The following is a 19,545-nucleotide window of genomic DNA, read 5'->3' as shown; positions in this document are numbered from 1 at the left end:
TAGATAAGAATTCTTTATGAAGCTAGCGTCTCTTGATCTGGAAGTCACCAATAAATTTTCTAAATTATTTATTGACTACATACAAGAGAGCGACTCTCTAAAGGATTTTTATAACGTTTTTCCTCGAATTGAGAATTTTGAGCAACTCATTAAGGAACGCAAATTCAGCGCAGAAAACAGAAAAATTCTCTGTCAGACTTTGGATAAGCAATATGCAAACATTTCAAAGTCAACCAGCCTGGAACTAAGCCTGACCCAATTGGCTCAGCCAAATACCTTCACAATTACAACTGGCCACCAACTCAATATTTTTACCGGCCCCCTTTATTTCATTTATAAGATTATCACTGTTATTAACACCAGTAAGGCGCTAAAGCATAAATATCCTGATTATAATTTTGTGCCAGTATATTGGATGGCTTCTGAAGATCATGATTATGATGAAATAAAATATTTCAGATTAGATGGAAAGAAGCATGTCTGGGAAACAGGTCAAAATGGCGCTGTAGGCAGATTTGATACTAAAGAACTTTCTAAACTGGCACAAGAGATACCCGGCATTCCAGATTTCTTTAAAACTGCATACAAGCAGGGCAAAAATCTGGCTGAAGCGGTTCAACTCTATGTAAATGAGTTATTTGGTGAGGAAGGGTTGGTTGTGGTTGATGCTGATGATACAGATTTAAAAAGGTTATTTGCTACTGTTATTGAGGATGATATATTTAACCATTCTGCAAAAAAGGTAGTAGGCGACTGCACTGATAAATTGGAGGGCATAGGCTATAAAACGCAGGTTTTTCCTAGGGAAATTAACTTCTTCTATCTAGATGACCAATTAAGAAGCAGAATTGAATATCAAGACGGTTTGTATAAAGTCTTAGACACTGATATTTCCTTTGATCGGGAAACTTTAGAAAAACTTATACAAGAAGAACCAGAGAGGTTTAGCCCGAATGTTATTTTGAGGCCGGTGTATCAGGAGGCGATATTGCCTAATCTGGCATATGTTGGTGGTCCTTCAGAAGTAGCATACTGGTTTCAGTTGAAACCAATTTTTGATCATTATAAAATTCCATTTCCAGCTTTAATGCCAAGGAATTTTGCCATGATAGTACCAAAACATGTTTCTAATAAAATAGAAAAGACAGGACTTTCATGGGAGGAGATGTTTAAGGATAAAAATGAAATTTTTAAACATATAGCCATAGAAAATACCGATAACAAAGTGTTGCTGAATGGTCAGATGAATGAGTTAGTTGATCTTTTTGAAAAGATTAAAGCTCAGGCTGAGTCGATAGATCCAACATTAAAGGCTCATGTAGAAGCTCAAAGTGTAAGAACGCAACATAAACTTGAGGTTATTGAAAAGAAGTTCATTAGAGCGGAGAAGAGAAAGCATTCTGATAAGATTAACCAAATTGAATCCGTTTTATCCTACCTTTTTCCGAATGGAGGCTTACAGGAACGTACTGATAATTTTCTGAATTTCTATTTAGCAAACCCCCAGTTTGTCAAAAACCTAACTGATCAACTTGATCCTTTTGATTACAGGTTTCATATTTTTGACAATGGCCAGTAAACAAATACTTAGAGAGGTCTACCTGTCTAAAAGGCAATTCTTGAGTGATGATGAGTATGAGTTTCGTAATCAGAAGATTGCTGAGCATTTTATGTCATCCATAGACCTTGACCATGTCAATACAGTTCATGTTTTTCTATCAATTGTTGCCAAAAAAGAAGTTGACACTCATAGGATTATTGATTTAATAAGGAAGTTCAACTCTGAAATTGACATTGTTGTGCCCAAGACATTAAAGACAGGTCATTTAAAGAGTTATATACTGAACGACAATTGCATCGTTGAGGAGAATAAGTGGGGAATTCCTGAGCCTGTGGACGGTGATTTAGCCGATGATGGCCTCATAGATTTAGTGCTTGTACCACTTATTATATCTGATAAACATGGTGACAGAATTGGGTACGGTAAGGGGTTTTATGACAGATTTTTAGAAACGGTTCCAAAAGCAAAAAAGGTAGGGCTTTCTTTATTGCCCAATTTGGATAAGATTGAATTTATTGAGCCAACTGACATCAAGCTTGATGCTTGTATAACCCCTAATCAGGTTTATCATTTTTGATCAACCCCGTGAATGATACTTTAATATTTTTAGTGGCATAACTAATATGACCATTTTCATCAATTTGCTCAATGAGTATAACATACTCACCAGGCCTGTCTGATGTTGTAAATTCAAAGGCCGGAGCTGAAGTCGCTGAAACTTTTTGATAGGGCTGCCAAAGCAGTGTGCTTCTCATATCAGGTATATTGGAAGGCAGCTTAACATTCTTTTTCTCTTGTGATTCCGTTACTCCGGTAGTTTTGAAAAATTCAAAATTATTAACATCAGGTAGCTCAACATTTTCTTTCATTTTCACCAAAACAATTCCACCAACTCCAAAGGGTCGGTTTTTCAGTAACTTTTCAAAGTCAGAAATCAGTTTAATTTCTTCAACATCTGCCGGGTTCAAAGAAAGTAGCTGATCTGGATTTGAGGGTCTTCCATTAATTAAAATAAGGGGGTTTGAATCAAAGGCATATTCTTTATCCAGATCATAGAATTTCAACCAGTTCTCTTCAAATATTCTTACTATCTTCTCGCCTTTCTTTTTTCTTACAGATAAACCAATGATAATTTCTTTAATTGTTTCTTCCATAGTTCCAAAAGCCACATACTCATCTAGTTTGAAAGTGGCATCGGGCCCAGGCAGCATTTGACTTATATCAAAGGTAGAAGCATCCTTGTTTTTACCTTCCTTTGAGTCATTGTAATAATTATAAACGCCATCAATTTGCTGTTTTGCGTTAAACTCGACTTGAGCAGTTTTATGGTAGTCTGACCATGGCAATTCCTGTGCTAAATTATATTTGGTTTGTACTTCAAAGTCGTTTGAGACAATTCTTGGATTTTTGAATTGATGATCATTTGCCATTAAAAGGAATGGTATTTCTTGTTTTCCATAGTATTCAAAAAGTATGGCTTCTTCAAAGAATCCTGTATCGTCAATTTTTAATTGATAAATTGTATTGATTTCAGGCACAAAGAAAAAGGACGTTGTAGTATCAGGTAGCGGCTTATCATCTAATAAATTACCGCGCATTAAAAAGTATTTTTCTTTGGGGAAGTAACGAGTAGGAATAAATGTATCAGGAAGCTTTTTATATTTCTTCGATTCCATGATCATTCTGCTATCCATATCCCTTATTTGATCAAGCTTTAGCGGGGTGAAGTCAAAATAGTGATCTGAAAAAGTAAGTAGCCCATCAGATAATTTATTAAAACCCTCATAAGATTCCTTACTTAAAACATAAGCTGATAAAAGGGCATTTTCATTGTAATTTTCAATTTCTACTTTGGTAGCCTGTCGTGTTGATAAAGCTTCAGTCTCTATGTTAAAGTTTAACGATTCTCTAAGGGCTGAGGCATTGAACACCATTCGGTTTCCTTCTACTTCGTCACTTTCATTTAACAGAATAAAGTTTATAACCCCTGACGGGAGGTGTTGATTATTTATTTCTACCAGGAAGAAATCTTTTTTGATCTTCCCTTTTACCTCAAATACTTTATAATTCCTTTGATATCCAATTATTTTTATTGAATCGTTTTTATGGGAATTATTGGAGCTTCTTACAATAAATTGTGTTTTTTGTCCTCTTTGAAGTACACTCAAAGAATACCCTTCATTTTCTACTTGGGGCAAAGGGAATAGTCTTTCTGCACCTTCAATACATGTGTGCTTTAGGTGGTAGGTATGTGTTGCTTTAGGCTTGAACACTATACTTCCTATTCCTTCATTTGACAATTCAACGGATAGAATCTCTTTCTGCTGATCTTCTACCAACACTGCATTTAGGTTCGAACATTCCTTATTATGCTCATATGCCACTCGGCAAGCCTCATTTGCCAACAAACGCCCACCTTCAGGAGAAAATGTAATTTCTGACACCAGTTGATTGGATTTTAATTCAGCATTATAATCTGGGCTGTATATGGCTACTTTTTTTCTGTAGTAACTTTCTGGGCCAAAGTTTTTAAGATGATTGGTGTAGGCAATTAATTCGTAGAATCCTGATTTTGTATCTCCTGGAATCTGAACAGACAATTCACCAATACCTTTTTTTGCAAAGACCTTTTTTTCGATGATGTTGCCCTGAGCATTATTCTTTAATACTATATAAACAATTTCATTACTTTCAGACTTAACTTTTGTAATGACGTCAACTAGCAAAAAAGAAAGTCGCATTTCCTGGCCAGAAAAATAAAAAGGCTGATCCACAGCTAAGTGGATTAAATTCTGAGCCATGGAAAAATTGAGCCCCATAAACAGAATGATAGAAAATAAAGCTTTGGATTTTACTTTCATGTTTACCAAAATATAGGTTTAACATTGGTAGAATACTTTAAGACACGACAATCATTCTTGACTGTATCCATAAGCTCAGGCCGCGTTTCTAGATAAGATCTGTCAACATAAAAAGCAATATCCCTTACCGAAGCGGCACTGAAGAAGCCCATTACCTTTTCATTTTTGTCTTCAACTGATATAATATTAGAAGGAACCTCAGTATTTGTTATGGAGAAAGGAGATCCGCTATCCTCTTGTTGTTTTATAATATTCCAAAACTCATAGGCCTCTTTTGTTATTGATAATTGTTGAATATAGAAATGATATTTTCCTAATAAACGTCCTTGAGAATTTTCCAGAAAACGGAGAAGGGTTTTTGAATCACCAAGTGTTTTGGAAGAGACTATTGATGATGTTGAAGGTTCAGTAACCCAACAAATGCAGCACTTACATCGAACATCATTTTCGCTATCAGGAATATATTCAAATGTACAAGGAGGAGGGTCAGGTACAGGCTCGCCCATTACATATTTTATTTTTAATTCAGGGAAGGTGAGGATTTCATATGTTCCTTCCCACCTCCACCTGTAGAACTCGTATATTCCATCAAATTCATTAGGAATCACCGAAATGTTGAGCCCGTCTTTTGTTTTTTCCAGACCATCATCCAGGTACTTCTTACTCGTGTAATCTATGAAATAGTCTTTTATGCCTACATTAGCAGGCATTATTTCGGCTTCTGATTCATATTTCTTGCCATTCTCTAATTCAATTTTCAGTATGTAAGATTTGCCAACCTCACCTCTCATACCATCAGCAGAAGACTGATATACCCCTGGCGATTTTTCTTCAAATATTTCTTCATTTCCCTGACCATCAATAACCGAAACCTTAGCTTCTTGTACCAAATCCCTAATGTTGTAATTACTGGCATTTGGACTAAAGGGTTCAAAATAGTCATTAGAATAGGAGAGGGTGACAGTATATGGACCGGGAAGATCAGTAATCAGTCCATCAACAACAAGGTGATCGGCATTGCTTGGGATACCAATTTTTATTTCGTCTACGCATCCGTTGATAAACAAAAAAACGAAAGAAATTAAAATTGCAAATAGAGTAGTTCTCATTTTCATAACTACCAGAATATAGGTTTAACATTTGTAGCGTATTTCAATACTCTACAATCATTTTTTACAGTATCCATAAAAACGGGCTGGGTTTCTAAGTACGACCTGTCTATATAAAATGCAATGTCCTTTACCGAGGCGGCACTGAAGTATCCCATTGCGATTTCACCTTTATTCTCAATGGCATATATATTGGTTGGGATTTCAGTATTGGTTATTGAAAATGGAGAGCTACCATCCTCTTGTTGTTTTATAATATTCCAAAATTCATGCGCCTCTTTGGTCATAGACATTTGTTGAATATAGAAATGATATTTTCCAAACAAACGCCCCTCGGAATTTTCAAGAAAATGTAGAAATGTTTTTGAATCGCTTAATAATTTGGAGGAGACTATCGATGAGGTAGATGGTTCAGTTATCCAACAAATACAACATTTGCACCTTACATCAAACACATTATCTGGGATTGTTTCGTACGTACAGGGAGGAATATAGTCTTTTTTTAATTCCGGAAAAGTGAGGATTTCATATGTTCCTTCCCATCTCCATCTGTAGAACTCGTATGTTCCGTCAAATTCATTAGGAACCACAGAAATATTGAGCCCGTCTTTTGTTTTTTCAAGATTGTCATCCAAAAACTTCTTACTTGTGTAATCTATAAAATAATCTTTTATACCTACATTGGCAGGCATTATTTCGGCTTCTGATTCATATTTCTTACCATTCTCTAACTCAATTTTCAGAATATATGATGTGCCAACCTGACCTCTGATACCATCAGCGGAGGACTGATATACCCCAGGGGATATTTCTTCAAAAGTCTCTTCATTTCCCATGTTATCAATAACTGAAACTTTGGCTTTTTGAACAAGATCCTTGATATTGAAATCAGCTATAGTAGGATTAAAGGGCTCAAAATAACCGTTAGAATAGGAGAGGGTAACAGTATATGGGCCGGGCAGGTCAGTAATCAGTCCATCAACAACAAGGTGATCGGCATTGCTGGGGATACCAATTTTTATTTCGTCTATACATGCATTGATGAAGAGGATCAAGGATGATAATGATAAAAATAAGAGGAACCGTCTCATCATTTTATAATAAAATTATATGTGACGGATGGGAATACTGAACCTAAGATTGACAATTTATAAGCTTTAGGATATGTATAGCCCCTTTCCTTACTCTCTTCAAAAAAGACTGAGAAGGCATTTTTCCTGTTATAGACGTTATATACAGTCAGTGTCCAACTACCTTCCCATTTTTTGTCCTTTTTATGGTTTGTACGTATCAGTAGTGAAAGGTCTAACCTATGGTATGTTGGGATTCGGTAATTGTTCCTTTCAGGGTAATTGGTAACAATAACATTATTGATCAAAAACCTTTCTGAAGGTGCAGAGATAGGCCTGCCTGTGGCTGCATTAAAATTCACTGAAAAAACATGTCGCTTGGAAATATCATAGTTGGCATTCATTTTTACGTTGTGCGGCTGGTCATAGTTAGAAGGGAAAAATGAATTGTCATTGATTTGTAAAGCTTCATTGGAAGTGGTTGTCCTCCTTCTTGATGACGAATATGTATAACTCAATTGACCGGATAATCTTCCTTCCTTGATCAATGAAAATTCCGCACCTCTGATGTCTGCTTTGCTATTAATCAGCTCTGTTTCTATGTTTTGTTTGAGCGATAGGTTGGCACCATTTCTATATTCGGGAACATTGTCAATGTTTTTATAGAACACTTCTACTGATGTTGAGATATTGGTTTTGTCAGTTTGATAGAAATAGCCAAGAGAATATTGATAGCCTATTTGTGGTTTAATATATTCATTACTCGATACCCAAGAATCTATCGGTGATATTGCTGTGGTATTGGATATTAAGTGTAGATATTGAAAATTTCGGCTCACACTCGCTTTAATATTGCTTCTTAGGTTCAGGTTGTACTTTGCAGCTACACGGGGTTCTAGTCCAAAGTAAGTTTTTGCAATTTCATTTTTATCGTAAGACTTTGTTCCAGTAATGGAGTAATCATTTACTGGCTCATTCGGGTCATATTGGGGCTGTTCAAAAGGACCGAATAGTGCAAAATTTGAAAGCCTTAAACCTGGTATTACTGCAAATTTCCCAAGTTGAATTTCATCACTAATAAATACTCCTGTAATTACAGAGTACTCATTATCCAATTTAACTTCTTCAATGGTAGATACGGTTGACTTTGGTTTTAACATACCTCTTTTTATCTCATATCCTGTGACATCAAGTCCTGCTGTGAATAAGTGATTTTTCTTTCTCCAAAGCAGGTAGCTTTTGGCCTGAAAATTATTGATACCATATTTCCAGTCGAATGAGTCAAGTGGATCTTCGTCTTCAATAGTATAAGAATAATTGCCTGCCGATAGACTGCTAATATGATATAGGCCTTCTTTTATTGTTCTGTCAAAATTGACCGCAACACTTGAATTCTGCCATGAGTATAAAGTGTCGTTTGAGAGTTTAAACTTGTCGTTGCTATTGTAAAATGATGCCGTCAGTTTATGCTTTTTATTGACCAGCGCACTTATCTTTCCTGTAAAATCATAAAAAAAGGTTGAACTTTGCCTCAAATCTTCATCTTCAGCTCTTTTCAGCAGCCAGTCGGAGTAGCTGGACCTTCCTGCAACCATAAAGCTGACTTTGTTTTTAACTAGCGGCCCCTCAAGCATAAGCCTGCTGGTTATTAAGCCTATGCCTCCTGTGCCTTTCAATCTTTTTGAATTGCCATCTTTTTGTCTTACATCCAGTACCGAGGAAATTTTGCCTCCATACTGAATAGGGATAGAACCTTTGTAAAAGGTGACATCTTTAACTGCATCAGGATGAAATGCTGAAAAGAAACCGAATAGGTGATTTGGGTTAAATATTATCCCGTTATCCAGAAGAATAAGGTTTTGATCAGCAGTACCACCACGCACATTAAAGCCAGCACTGGCCTCACCTACAGAATTAACACCGGGTAGTAACTGAACACTTTTTATAACATCAGCTTCACCCATCATAGACGGCACTTTTTGAATTTCCTCTAAAGAGATGCGTGTTGTTCCTGCTGTTACATTCTGAAAGCTTTCATTGATAGCATTATCTTCAACCACTATTTCTTCTAAGGTAAAGGGGTTTTCCTCAAGCGTGATATCCAATTTTGCTGACTCATAGATTCTTACAAAGAATGTCTGAGCCTCAAAATTTAGACCTTGTATTGTCATTAAGTGCTCACCTAGCGGAAGTATAATATTGTATTTGCCACTGGCGTCACTGGCTACACCCTTGTCAATTTCATTAGCATATATGGTGGCGCCAATTAGTGGTTCTGAGGTAGCTCCGCTAAATATGGTCCCATTTAATGTTACCTCTCCTCCCCATTTGGCATTTTTTGCATCACCAAAATTATATATAGGAATTTCATCTTCAGCATTACTAATAATCTCCGACCGTATTTCGTCTATTTTTGGGTCTCTCAGCAAGACAAACCCATAGTTATAAATGGACTGAATTTGAAAATTCCTTCCTATCAGTATGTTCTCAAGAGCAGACTTAATATTTTGTCCTGTGTAGGAGCCGTTGACAATAATCTCATCAGTCCATTCAGGCAGATAGAAGATTTTTACCTCACCTTGTTCTTCAATTTGTGTGATAAGTTGAGTGAGTGATATGCCTATTTTATGTTCGGGTACTTTGAAGTCAATATTTTGGCTCAAAACCGAAGTGAATGGTAAAGTCAGGATGAGCGTTATTATGAAATGCCTCACAGAAACAAAACTTGTAAAATATTTTTGTTTTAAAATACCGTATTATGGGGGATAAATTTGGTTTTCTTGAATATAAATTATGTTTTCTTAACTCCTCGCACCATTTCTTTCTTGCCTGGAGGGCCGGGCAAAGTTTCAACAACCAGACCAAGGGATTTTAAATTCCTTTTTAATTGTCCCTGCGCGCAGTAAGTAACAAAGGCTCCATTTGGCTTCATGCTTTGATATATTTTGGAAAGAACATCCATCTCCCACATTTCTGATTGTTTATTGGGGGCGAAGGCATCAAAGAAGATTACATCATACTTATCAATAGGCAAGGGGTGTTCTAATATAGATTCATTAAGCTTCTTAAAAGAAAAGAAATTAGTAACCTTATGCAATTCGTTCCAAGGTACTTCATGAAGTGTATTAAACCATTCCGAAGTGTTATCAGTGTTTATTAAAGCGGTATAATTTAATTGACTCACCTGTTCCATACTTACAGGGAAGGCTTCTATAGTATCATAAGTAATATAAATCTCATTTTGTTGTGCCCATTCTGCAGCAAGTAAAGCATTTAACCCTGTACCAAAACCAACTTCAAAAACATCAATATTCTTTTTAATTCTATTGTGGTAATCCAAGCCATTTTTTACAAATACATGCCTTGACTCTTGAATCGCCCCATGAAATGAATGATAGGTTTCATTCAGTGTTGCATTGTACAAGGAATGAGAACCATCTTCAGTTGTGATAATTTTGATATTATCTTCGGGCATTACTTTTTAACCTTTTTGAATTAATACCACAGCATAGGCCGCTACACCTTCTTCAGTGCCTACAAAACCAAGTTTTTCTGTGGTGGTGGCTTTTATTGATATGTCTTCTTCATCAATTTGCATCACTTCTGCAAGACAGTTTTTCATTGCCGGAATATGAGGATTGACTTTTGGCTGCTGAAGACAAATCGTGCTATCTATATTCCCAATTGACCAACCCTTATCAGTTAGGAGTTTGATAACATCTCTAAGTAAAATCTTACTATCAATGCCTTTGAATTTTGGATCAGTGTCTGCAAAATGAAAGCCTATATCACGCATATTGGCAGCCCCCAATAGCGCATCACAAATTACATGAATTAAAACATCAGCATCGGAATGTCCCACTGCTCCTTTAGTGTGGGGTACTTTTATTCCCCCTAGCCAAAAATCATGACCTTCTTCCAACCTGTGCACATCATAGCCAAAACCTGTTCTAATTTTCATGCAGTACTTTAGATTTATAATGGATAACAGAGCAATTACTTTCAGTTAATATTTCCTTGCTCAATTTATGAATGTCTTCAATGGTTACACTCTGAATTTTTTCTGACTCTTTGTTGATGTTGGAAGTGTCTCCCGAAAGCGCTGAGAAAGCCAGGTTCATAGCTCGGTTAAGCACTTCTATTTCTGAAAAGACATGAGTTGATTCGGCTTGATTTTTGACTTTGTTCAATTCTTCTTCGCTTGTTCCATTATCAATAAAGTTATTAATCACCTCCCAAACAGCTTTTTCTGCATCTTCAAGCGAGCACCCATCTGACATTTTTCCGCTGACGATAAGTAACCCAGGGTCAATGGAGCCTGTAACATAAGCATTTATAGAGCTAAATAATTTTTGCTCCCTTACCAAAGCAACATATAGCCTTGAAGACTTTTCTCTACCAAGAATATCACTCATCAGATCACAGGTATGGTAGTCTTCATCAAATTTAGCTGGCATGTGGAAGGCCATATAAAGCATGTCCGATGGAACATCAGCTTCTATCATTTCAAATTTCTTTTTTACCTGTTTAGGTTCAACAGGTATTTTTCTGTCAAATGATGCTCCAGCAGGTATTGGCCCAAACCATTTTTCTGTCAATGATTTAACTTCATCAACTTTAACATTGCCCGAAAGCACTAAAACAGCATTGTTAGGGGTGTAGTATTTTTTATAAAATGCTTTTACATCTTCCATGGTAGCCTCTTCTATATGGCTAATTTCCTTACCTATAGTTGCCCATTGGTAAGAATGTTTGTCATAAGCCAATGGTCTTAATTTAAGCCAAAGATCTCCATATGGTTGATTTAGATATCGCTGTTTAAATTCTTCAATAACCACGCTCCGTTGCACTTCCAAAACATTGGTGCTGAAAGGAAGGCCAAGCATCCTGTCAGACTCAAGCCAAAAAGCCGCCTCAATATTTTGGTATGGCAAGGTCATATAGTAGTTGGTAATATCCGGACTGGTGAATGCATTGTTTTCACCACCAACTGCCTGAAGGGCTTCATCGAAGTTCTCAACATTAATGGAGCCTCCGAACATAAGGTGTTCAAATAAATGAGCAAAACCCGTCCTGTTTGGATCCTCATCACGTGAGCCAACTTTGTAAAGAATATTTAAAACTGCTATTTGTACTGTTGGGTCTTCATGAACAATAACATGCAGACCATTATCGAGAGTAAATTCCTGAAATTCTATCATTTATGTTCCAAAAATAAATATATCCCATCACTTTGCTGATACCCTCAATGCAGTAATTTTGCCTCCAAATTTTTTATCATGCAGTTCGACCGAAAGAAACATTCCAAAGAAGTACTTATTCAGTTATATGAAGGCTTGTTAAGGCCTAGAATGATTGAAGAGAAAATGCTCATTCTTTTAAGGCAAGGAAGAATCAGTAAATGGTTCTCAGGAATCGGGCAGGAGGCGATATCTGTAGGTGCTACTCATGCTTTGGAAGCTGATGAGTATATATTGCCCATGCACAGAAATCTGGGCGTTTTTACTTCAAGGAATGTGCCTTATAAAAGATTGTTTGCACAGTTTCAGGGTAAACTATCAGGATTTTCTAACGGTAGGGACAGGTCTTTCCACTTTGGAACTAATGACTACCATTTGGTAGGGATGATCTCGCACCTTGGGCCACAATTGGCTGTGGCTGATGGTATAGCACTGGCCAATCAGATCACAGGAGATAAAAAAGCAACACTGGTTTTTACTGGTGATGGCGGAGCGAGTGAGGGGGATTTTCATGAGGCACTGAATGTTGCCGCAGTATGGGATTTGCCTGTGATTTTTATTGTTGAAAACAATGGCTATGGCTTGTCTACACCTAGTAATCAGCAGTTTAAATTTGAAAATTTTATAGATAAGGGACCTGGTTATGGAATTGATGCCGTCAAAATTGATGGCAATAATATTTTAGAGGTTTATAATACAATTTCACAGTTAGCTGTAAATATTAGAAAGAAGCCAAGACCTGTTTTGGTCGAAGCCATGACTTTCAGAATGCGTGGCCATGAGGAGGCATCAGGCACCAAATACGTGCCCAAAGAGCTAATGGAGAAATGGGCAAAGAAAGACCCGTTGGAAAATTATGAGTCTTATTTGCTCAAAGAAAAAGTTTTAACTCAGGCTGCCATCAAAAAGCTGAGAGCCAAGATTCAGGCTGATATTGATTCAGGATTAGAGGAGGCTTATGCTGAAAATTTGCCAACACCATCTACTGAAAAGGAAATGGCAGATATGCATGCTCCTTTTACTCAAAAGGTGGTGGAACCATCAGTGCAAACCTCTCCAAAAAGATATGTTGATGCCATTTCTGATGGACTGAAGCAAAGCTTAGAGAAATACCCTGAACTGGTAATAATGGGTCAGGATGTGGCTGATTATGGAGGTGTATTTAAAATAACTGAAGGCTTTTTGGAGACATTTGGAAAAGACCGAATTAGAAATACGCCACTTTGTGAATCAGCTATAATCGGTATTGGGCTAGGCATGTCAATAAAGAAACAAAAATCTGTTATTGAGATGCAGTTTGCTGATTTTGTGACTTGTGGTTTCAACCAGATAGTCAATAATCTTGCAAAGTCTCATTACAGATGGGGTCAAAATGCAGATGTTGTGGTTAGAATGCCAACAGGTGCAGGTGTTGCTGCCGGCCCTTTTCATAGTCAATCAAATGAGGCTTGGTTTTTTCACACTCCTGGGTTGAAAATAGTGTATCCTTCTAATCCCGTTGATGCAAAGGGCTTACTTTGTGCAGCTATTGAGGATCCCAATCCAGTAATTTATTTTGAGCATAAGTTCCTTTACAGGTCATTAACAGATGACGTGTCTGATGATTATTATACTGTTGAAATCGGTAAAGCCAAGCTTATTGCAGAAGGATCTGAGTTGTCTATTATCACCTACGGCATGGGTGTTCATTGGGCCAAAGAAGTTACCGGAGAGATGGGCATATCTGCCGACATCCTTGATCTTAGGTCATTGCTTCCTTGGGATAAGGAAGCAGTTGCAGCAACAGTTAAAAAGACAGGTCGTGTATTAGTACTTCATGAGGATTGTATGACTGGGGGTATTGGTGGTGAAATAGCTGCTTGGATTGGCGAGCATTATTTTAAACATCTGGATGCTCCGGTCTTTCGCGAGGCAAGTTTAGATACAGCCGTTCCTTTTGCTCCTCCTTTAGAGCAGAATTTTTTACCAAAAGGTCGTCTGAAGCAAAAAATTAAAGATTTAGTTGAATTTTAATTATCTTGAGGCGTTAATAGGTTCTTTACCTAATTTTTTTGCGCAAAAATGTTTTGAGGTTTTTCCAACGAAAAAATAGAACTACCATTTCTTTCTTGTTGAAAGTGACTTTTGCATCAGTTCTTATGCTGATGTTTTTGTCTCTTGGGCAAGGTGGAACAACCTATGCTCAGGAAAAAACCAAATATGAAAAGCAGAATGAGCGTAAGAACAAAGCAAATAGAAGATTAAAAAGAAGGGGGGACAAAGGCAGATCCAACAAAAGGAAGCTCAGGGCAGCCAAGTTTAAATCCAGAACCAGGCAAGGCGAAAAATCATATAAAGGAGATATAACAGGCCGAAGGGTTAAACGTATTAAATCATCCAGGCTGAAGTCAAATGCAAGTTATGCCAAGCCAAATCCTTATGCAGGAAGGAAAAGAAAGACGGAGTCAAGTGTGGCAAGAAAGGTTTTATCACCGCCAAGGTATACATCCAGGTCTTCCGAAAAAGCTAAAAGAGTAAGCATTAACCCAAGATTTTCTAATAAACCTCGTGAAAGGGCTTGGAAGGGAAACTCATCTGGTAGGGCAATAAATACACGATCAAAAAGAATAACTTTCACAGGCAATAAATCATATCAGGGAGGCAGGTTTCAATCTGCCAGCAGGCCGTCAGAAAGAAAAATAAAATCCACCCGGGTAGCTCCAAGATCAGCTTCTGGTAATTATAATGTTAGAAAACGAAAAACGCCCTACAATGCTTTCAGAAAGCAAAAGTCATGGGAGAAGGCTTTTCAAGGAGATATTACAGGGAGAACATTCAGAACAAAGAGAACAGAAGGACGTCCAGGAGTAAAGAAACCGCCACAACCAAAATATTCAAGTAGAGGCAGGAAGGGAGACAGGCCGTACTCAGGAGGTTTCGGAGGGGGTTTTAAATCAGCAACGAGAAAACCTGAACGCGCATGGAAGAAAGATATTTCGGGCAATAAACTTAGGATTAGAACCTCGAAAGGGCCTGATTTTAGTGGATCTCAATTTTCAACATATCCGCAAAAAAAGAACAGAAAGGGCGATAGGGCTTTTAAGGGAAAAATTAAAGGAGGAGGCTATAAATCAATATCTAATAGAAAAGAAATTGCTGGTAAAAAGACGCAAGGCAGCAATCCTCCTGGTCCAGGCACGGCAAAGGGGTTTAAGTTTCAGGGAAATATAAAAACCAAAAAACCTCAAAAAGGAGGTGGCAGCATAAGTGCAAAACTTAGAAACAATAATGGCAGAGCAATTCAGGGCAGGGGCACAACAGGCCAGGATATTAAATCTGCGAAATTTCAGGGAGGCATAAAATTTACAAAGCCTAAAAAGGGAGGGGGCTCTGTTGCAAGAAATAATTGGAACAATTTCGGTAAATCCATAACCAAAGTTTCTAATAACAAGCAGGACAAAAAAATAAAGGCGTTTCAAGGGAACGTTAAGACGGGTAAACCATTAAAAGGAGGTGGTTCAGTGGCAAGAAATAATTGGAATAATAAGGGGAAATCAACTACTAAAATTATTAATAGTGAACAAAACCAAAGAGCCAGATCATTCCAGGGTAATATTAAGACTGGTAAGCCTTTGAAAGGAGGAGGTTCTATAGCCCGAAATAATTGGAATAACAGGGGCCAATCTGTTACCAGGCCTGAGCTATCATCAGAGGGCAGAAAAGCCTCAAGTTTTACTGGCAATTATAAACCTTTTAAAGGGGGTAGATATGATGCCCTTTCTGGTTTTTATAAGGGCGATACTAAAAGAAAGTTTGGCTATGAAAAAAATCCGAGCTCAAACAAAAAGTCACTAAAAGTACGGCAAATTAAAAATAAGTCTGACCAAAGCGAATTCCAGGGTAGGTCTAAGCCGTTTAAAGGAGGCAAGTACGATGCCTTAGCTGGTTTCTATAAAGGAGACATCAAAAGAAAGTCTAAGTATAAGAAAAACCCAAATGCAGCCAAAGAGTCTTTAAAGGTGAAGGAGGCGATGAAGAATGATAGGCAATCTGCCAAATATACTGGTTTTGTTAAAGGGAACAGTAACTATAAAAAGAACCCTAATTCTGCTGATGATGCTTTAAAAGTAAGGAAGCCGAATAAAAACTATTTTAAAGGAGGAGATTTTGGGGGTAAAACTAAAGTGACATGGTCAATTAAACAAAACCCAAATTCTGCTAAAGAATCCCTTAGGAACATAGCTCCTTCGAAAGAAACAGCCAAAGGGACCACATTTGAGGGGAGGTATAAAATTAAAGGAAGTTATGCACGTAAACCTCATGCTGTCAAAGACGCACTAAAAGGTGTTGGACCGTCAAGGGCGGCTATCAAGGCTGCAGATTATCAGGGCAACATAAAGATGAGCAAGAAAAGCTTGGCTGATAGGCATCCTAGTTACAGGTATTCAAGAAATAATAACAGCTCAACAGTAGAAAAGCAGAAACTTTTTAGCTTCAAAATGTTGTTTGCTAAGTGGTTTAAGAAGAATGAAGGTCAACCAGATAATATAAAGCAAAAGGAAAGACGACCTAGATTCGATAAGAAAGAAAGAGATATTTGGTACGAATAGCATGAGTTGGAATGAATTAACCAGTTTGGAGCAGTTAGATATTGCTGTAAATGAATCAAAGGAGCAGCCGGTGGTTATTTTTAAGCACAGCACAAGATGCAATATTAGTAGTATGGCATTTGATAGGCTTCAAAGGTCTTGGGAGAATGATGCAAATATTAAGCCCTACTATCTGGATTTGATTAAGTACCGGGATATTTCCAATCAAATAGCAGATAAATTCGGAGTAACACACCAGTCTCCACAAGTAATTGTTTTAAGGGATGGGCACCCGGTATATGATATGTCTCATATGGGAATTTCTTATCAAGCCGTGATTAATGCAGCAAAAAATAAAGGTTAAGGTTGTTCTTCAGTCAATTATAAAATTCTAGAGCCAGACTTTTGAATTTTATAAACTATCTGTAGATGGTTTGCGTTAATTATTTTGCTAAATTTATATAACCTACAAGTTTCTAAATGGAAGTCAGAAGGATAATATTGGTTTTATTGCTTGCCCCCACTTTGCTTTTTGCCCAAAGTGATTTGGATGACTATCAGTCTGAATTTGTGTGGGGGATCAATAAAAACACATCTGGAGGACTCATTGGAGGTTTTATGTTTAGAAAGTCCAGAAAGATTTCGGACAATATGTTTCAGAGCCTTGGCCTCGAGATAGTCAATCTGAAGCATTCTCAGGAAACTCAATTGAGATCAGGAACGGGAAGTACTTACATTTTCGGAAAGACCAATTACCTATATGCTTTTAGGTTCCAATATGGCAGGGAGTTAATTTTATTTAGAAAGGCACCACAGCAGGGAGTTGAAATAAAGGCATTGGCAGCAATAGGCCCCACATTAGGGCTACATGCCCCATATTATGTTGAAATAAGCCCGGATGCTGGAGCTTCATTAAACAATACGAGAAGAGAGCAGTATAATCCAAGGAATCCGGATCATACAATTAATAAAATATTAGGTACGGGATACTTATTTCAAGGGGTTTATGAGTCTAACTTAAAAATTGGAGCCAATTTAAAGGCTGGTTTAAGTTTTGAGTTAGGAACAATTAAAAGTAATGTGACTGGGTTTGAACTTGGAGCACTGGTAGATGCTTATACTGAAGACATTAAGCTACTTGCCGGTGCCGAAAACAGAGCTATTTACCCAACAGCTTATATCACAATTTTTTATGGTACGAGGAGATAATCCATCACCTCTTGTACATTTCCAAGTCTATATTCTTAATTTTGCTTATCAATAAGGAGATCAGATAATGATAGAGCTACCTGTAGTTTCAAAGGAAGAAAAGAAGAGAAAGCCAGACTGGCTAAGGGTTAAATTGCCTATTGGTAAAGAGTACGCCAAGGTCAGGAAATTGGTAGATAATTATAAATTACATACCATTTGTGAAAGTGGTAATTGCCCAAACATGGGTGAGTGCTGGGGAGCTGGTACCGCTACTTTTATGATTTTAGGTAATGTGTGCACACGAAGCTGCACATTTTGTGCGGTTGCCACGGGCAGGCCGCCAGAGTATGATGCTGAAGAGCCCGCCAGAGTTGCAGAGGCTATCAAGCTTATGGGCGTTAAACATGCCGTAATTACTTCTGTAAATCGCGATGAGCTTAAAGACAGAGGAGCTGAAATCTGGTATCAAACGGTTGTTCAGACTAAAGAATTATGCCCCGAGACCACTATAGAAACATTAATTCCTGATGTTAAAGGCAATTGGGATGCTTTATATAGAATGATTGAAGGAGGTCAGGAAGTAGTGTCTCATAACATGGAAACTGTCGAAAGACTTTATAGAAGGGTTAGGCCTCAAGCCAAATATGATAGAAGCCTTGAGCAAATCAAGAAAACCAAGGAAGCTAATAAAAGAACCAAATCTGGTATAATGCTGGGTGTTGGTGAAACGCCTGATGAGGTGCATAAAGCAATGGATGACTTGGCAGCTAATGGATTAGATATCTTAACTCTTGGTCAGTACCTTCAGCCAACCAAAATGCACCTTGAAGTAGCTGAGTTTATCCATCCAGATCAATTTGAGGCTTATAAGGAAGAAGGCCTTAAGAGAGGCTTAAAGTATGTAGAGTCAGGGCCATTGGTTCGTTCTTCATATCATGCAGAGCGACATGTGAACGTGCCTATTTGAGTTCAGGCTCTAAACCTGATTTATTGGTTTCTGATTTAAATACCCTTTAAGGTTATTGTAAGCAATATCAATTAATCGCTGCCTTGCTTCTTTACTAATCCATGAGATATGAGGGGTAATGATACAATTTTTGGCCGAGAGCATGGGGTTGTCGGCCAATGGAGGTTCTACGGACAGTACATCTAAAGCCGCTCCAGCTATTCTTTCCTTATTTAAGCAATCAGCTAAATCAGCTTCATTGATAATAGCCCCTCGGCTTGTATTGATAAGGAATGCTGATCTTTTCATTTTATCTAATAACTCTTTATTGACGAGTCCTTTAGTATCCGTAGTCAATGATGTGTGAATTGAAACAATGTCAGAGGTCTTAAAAAGCTCTTGCAAGTCTACCAGTCTTCCGTATTCAACTGAATTGGCATGTCGCGAATAGATCAAAATATTCATGCCAAAGGCGGCAGCTATTTTGGCAACTTCTTTTCCAATTGCACCATAGCCAATCAAACCAATTGTCTTTTCGTGGAGCTCAACCAATGGCTTTTTAAAATAACTAAAATCTTTGCTGCGTACCCATTCCAATTCCTGAACACTTTTATTATGAATACCAACTCTATTGGTAAGCTCTAACAACAATGCAAAAGTATGTTGAGCTACAGAAGGGGTTCCATAAGCCGGAATATTGGTTACGGCAATATTTCTTTTTTTGGCTTCTGCAAGATCAACATTGTCTGTACCTGTAGCACACAAGCCAATGTATTTGAGATTGGGAAGTTGATCCAATTCAGCTTTACCAAGCTTTATCTTATTAATAAGTAATACCTCAGCATCTTTTGATCTCTCTATCAGTTCTTCTGTAGGTGTTCTGTCATACACAGTAACGTGCCCAAAAGTTTTAAAAGGTTCCCATGATAAATCGTTAGGGTTTAGTGTGTGGCCATCGAGGATAACTATATTCATATTTTGAAGATAAAAAAACCCATT

The 19,545-nt window shown here is 37.5% G+C and carries 15 protein-coding genes; 7 read left to right on the top strand and 8 right to left on the bottom strand.

Going from position 1 to position 19,545, the window contains the following annotated elements; translation table 11 throughout:
• The first annotated feature begins 16 nt into the window (after positions 1-16).
• Both bshC and RIB54_RS00785 read left to right on the top strand, forming a co-directional pair.
• Positions 17-1,579: a bacillithiol biosynthesis cysteine-adding enzyme BshC gene (bshC, locus tag RIB54_RS00790; protein ID WP_350098834.1), complete on the top strand. Its 1,563-nt coding sequence runs from the start codon at positions 17-19 to the stop codon at positions 1,577-1,579.
• The gene (locus tag RIB54_RS00785) at positions 1,569-2,138 is read left to right on the top strand and encodes a 5-formyltetrahydrofolate cyclo-ligase (protein WP_350098832.1); all 570 of its coding nucleotides are present in this window, start codon (positions 1,569-1,571) and stop codon (positions 2,136-2,138) included. The genes bshC and RIB54_RS00785 overlap by 11 nt, the downstream gene beginning before the upstream one ends.
• On the opposite strand, the gene RIB54_RS00780 is transcribed toward RIB54_RS00785, so the two are convergent.
• The 7 genes from RIB54_RS00780 to RIB54_RS00750 all read right to left on the bottom strand — a co-directional run bounded on the left by RIB54_RS00780 (position 2,116) and on the right by RIB54_RS00750 (position 11,802).
• On the bottom strand, positions 2,116-4,422 hold the full coding sequence (locus tag RIB54_RS00780; RefSeq protein ID WP_350098830.1) for a hypothetical protein: 2,307 nt from the start codon (positions 4,420-4,422) through the stop codon (positions 2,116-2,118). The genes RIB54_RS00785 and RIB54_RS00780 overlap by 23 nt on opposite strands.
• Before the next feature lie 2 nt (positions 4,423-4,424).
• Positions 4,425-5,537, bottom strand: coding sequence for a DUF4249 domain-containing protein (locus RIB54_RS00775; protein WP_350098828.1), 1,113 nt, complete (start codon positions 5,535-5,537; stop codon positions 4,425-4,427).
• A gap of 2 nt (positions 5,538-5,539) precedes the next feature.
• Positions 5,540-6,625, bottom strand: a complete 1,086-nt coding sequence (locus RIB54_RS00770) for a DUF4249 domain-containing protein (protein ID WP_350098826.1) — start codon at positions 6,623-6,625, stop codon at positions 5,540-5,542.
• Positions 6,622-9,315: a TonB-dependent receptor gene (locus RIB54_RS00765; protein ID WP_350098824.1), complete on the bottom strand. Its 2,694-nt coding sequence runs from the start codon at positions 9,313-9,315 to the stop codon at positions 6,622-6,624. The genes RIB54_RS00770 and RIB54_RS00765 overlap by 4 nt, the downstream gene beginning before the upstream one ends.
• Positions 9,316-9,392: 77 nt before the next feature.
• On the bottom strand, positions 9,393-10,076 hold the full coding sequence (gene mnmC2 / locus RIB54_RS00760; RefSeq protein WP_350098822.1) for a tRNA (5-methylaminomethyl-2-thiouridine)(34)-methyltransferase MnmC2: 684 nt from the start codon (positions 10,074-10,076) through the stop codon (positions 9,393-9,395).
• 6 nt (positions 10,077-10,082) lie between these two features.
• Entirely contained in the window at positions 10,083-10,562 is a 480-nt protein-coding gene (gene ispF / locus RIB54_RS00755) for a 2-C-methyl-D-erythritol 2,4-cyclodiphosphate synthase (RefSeq protein WP_350098820.1), read from the bottom strand.
• Positions 10,552-11,802 (bottom strand): M16 family metallopeptidase, encoded by a 1,251-nt coding sequence (locus tag RIB54_RS00750; protein WP_350098818.1) that lies wholly within the window; start codon positions 11,800-11,802, stop codon positions 10,552-10,554. Before RIB54_RS00750 ends, ispF begins: the two co-directional genes overlap by 11 nt.
• A 78-nt stretch (positions 11,803-11,880) precedes the next feature.
• Between RIB54_RS00750 and RIB54_RS00745 the strand changes: the two genes are divergently transcribed.
• From RIB54_RS00745 to lipA, 5 genes are all read left to right on the top strand, one after another.
• Positions 11,881-13,854, top strand: a complete 1,974-nt coding sequence (locus RIB54_RS00745; RefSeq protein ID WP_350098816.1) for an alpha-ketoacid dehydrogenase subunit alpha/beta — start codon at positions 11,881-11,883, stop codon at positions 13,852-13,854.
• Positions 13,855-13,985: 131 nt separating this feature from the next.
• On the top strand, positions 13,986-16,430 hold the full coding sequence (locus tag RIB54_RS00740) for a hypothetical protein (protein ID WP_350098814.1): 2,445 nt from the start codon (positions 13,986-13,988) through the stop codon (positions 16,428-16,430).
• A gap of 1 nt (position 16,431) precedes the next feature.
• Complete coding sequence (gene ytxJ / locus RIB54_RS00735; protein WP_350063823.1) at positions 16,432-16,773, top strand: bacillithiol system redox-active protein YtxJ; 342 nt, start codon at positions 16,432-16,434, stop codon at positions 16,771-16,773.
• 116 nt (positions 16,774-16,889) lie between these two features.
• Positions 16,890-17,618, top strand: a complete 729-nt coding sequence (locus tag RIB54_RS00730; protein ID WP_350063825.1) for a hypothetical protein — start codon at positions 16,890-16,892, stop codon at positions 17,616-17,618.
• Between the two features lie 67 nt (positions 17,619-17,685).
• Complete coding sequence (gene lipA, locus RIB54_RS00725) at positions 17,686-18,567, top strand: lipoyl synthase (RefSeq protein WP_350098812.1); 882 nt, start codon at positions 17,686-17,688, stop codon at positions 18,565-18,567.
• 9 nt (positions 18,568-18,576) lie between these two features.
• On the opposite strand, the gene RIB54_RS00720 is transcribed toward lipA, so the two are convergent.
• A complete protein-coding gene (locus RIB54_RS00720; protein WP_350098810.1) occupies positions 18,577-19,521 on the bottom strand; it encodes a D-2-hydroxyacid dehydrogenase in 945 nt (314 codons plus the stop codon).
• Between the last annotated feature and the right edge of the window lie 24 nt (positions 19,522-19,545).

Source organism: Fulvivirga sp. (assembly GCF_040218215.1).
In the GTDB taxonomy this organism is placed as follows: Bacteria; Bacteroidota; Bacteroidia; order Cytophagales; family Cyclobacteriaceae; genus Fulvivirga.
Note: the sequence above shows the minus strand (reverse complement) of the source record. Positions and strands in the feature narration are given on the sequence as shown.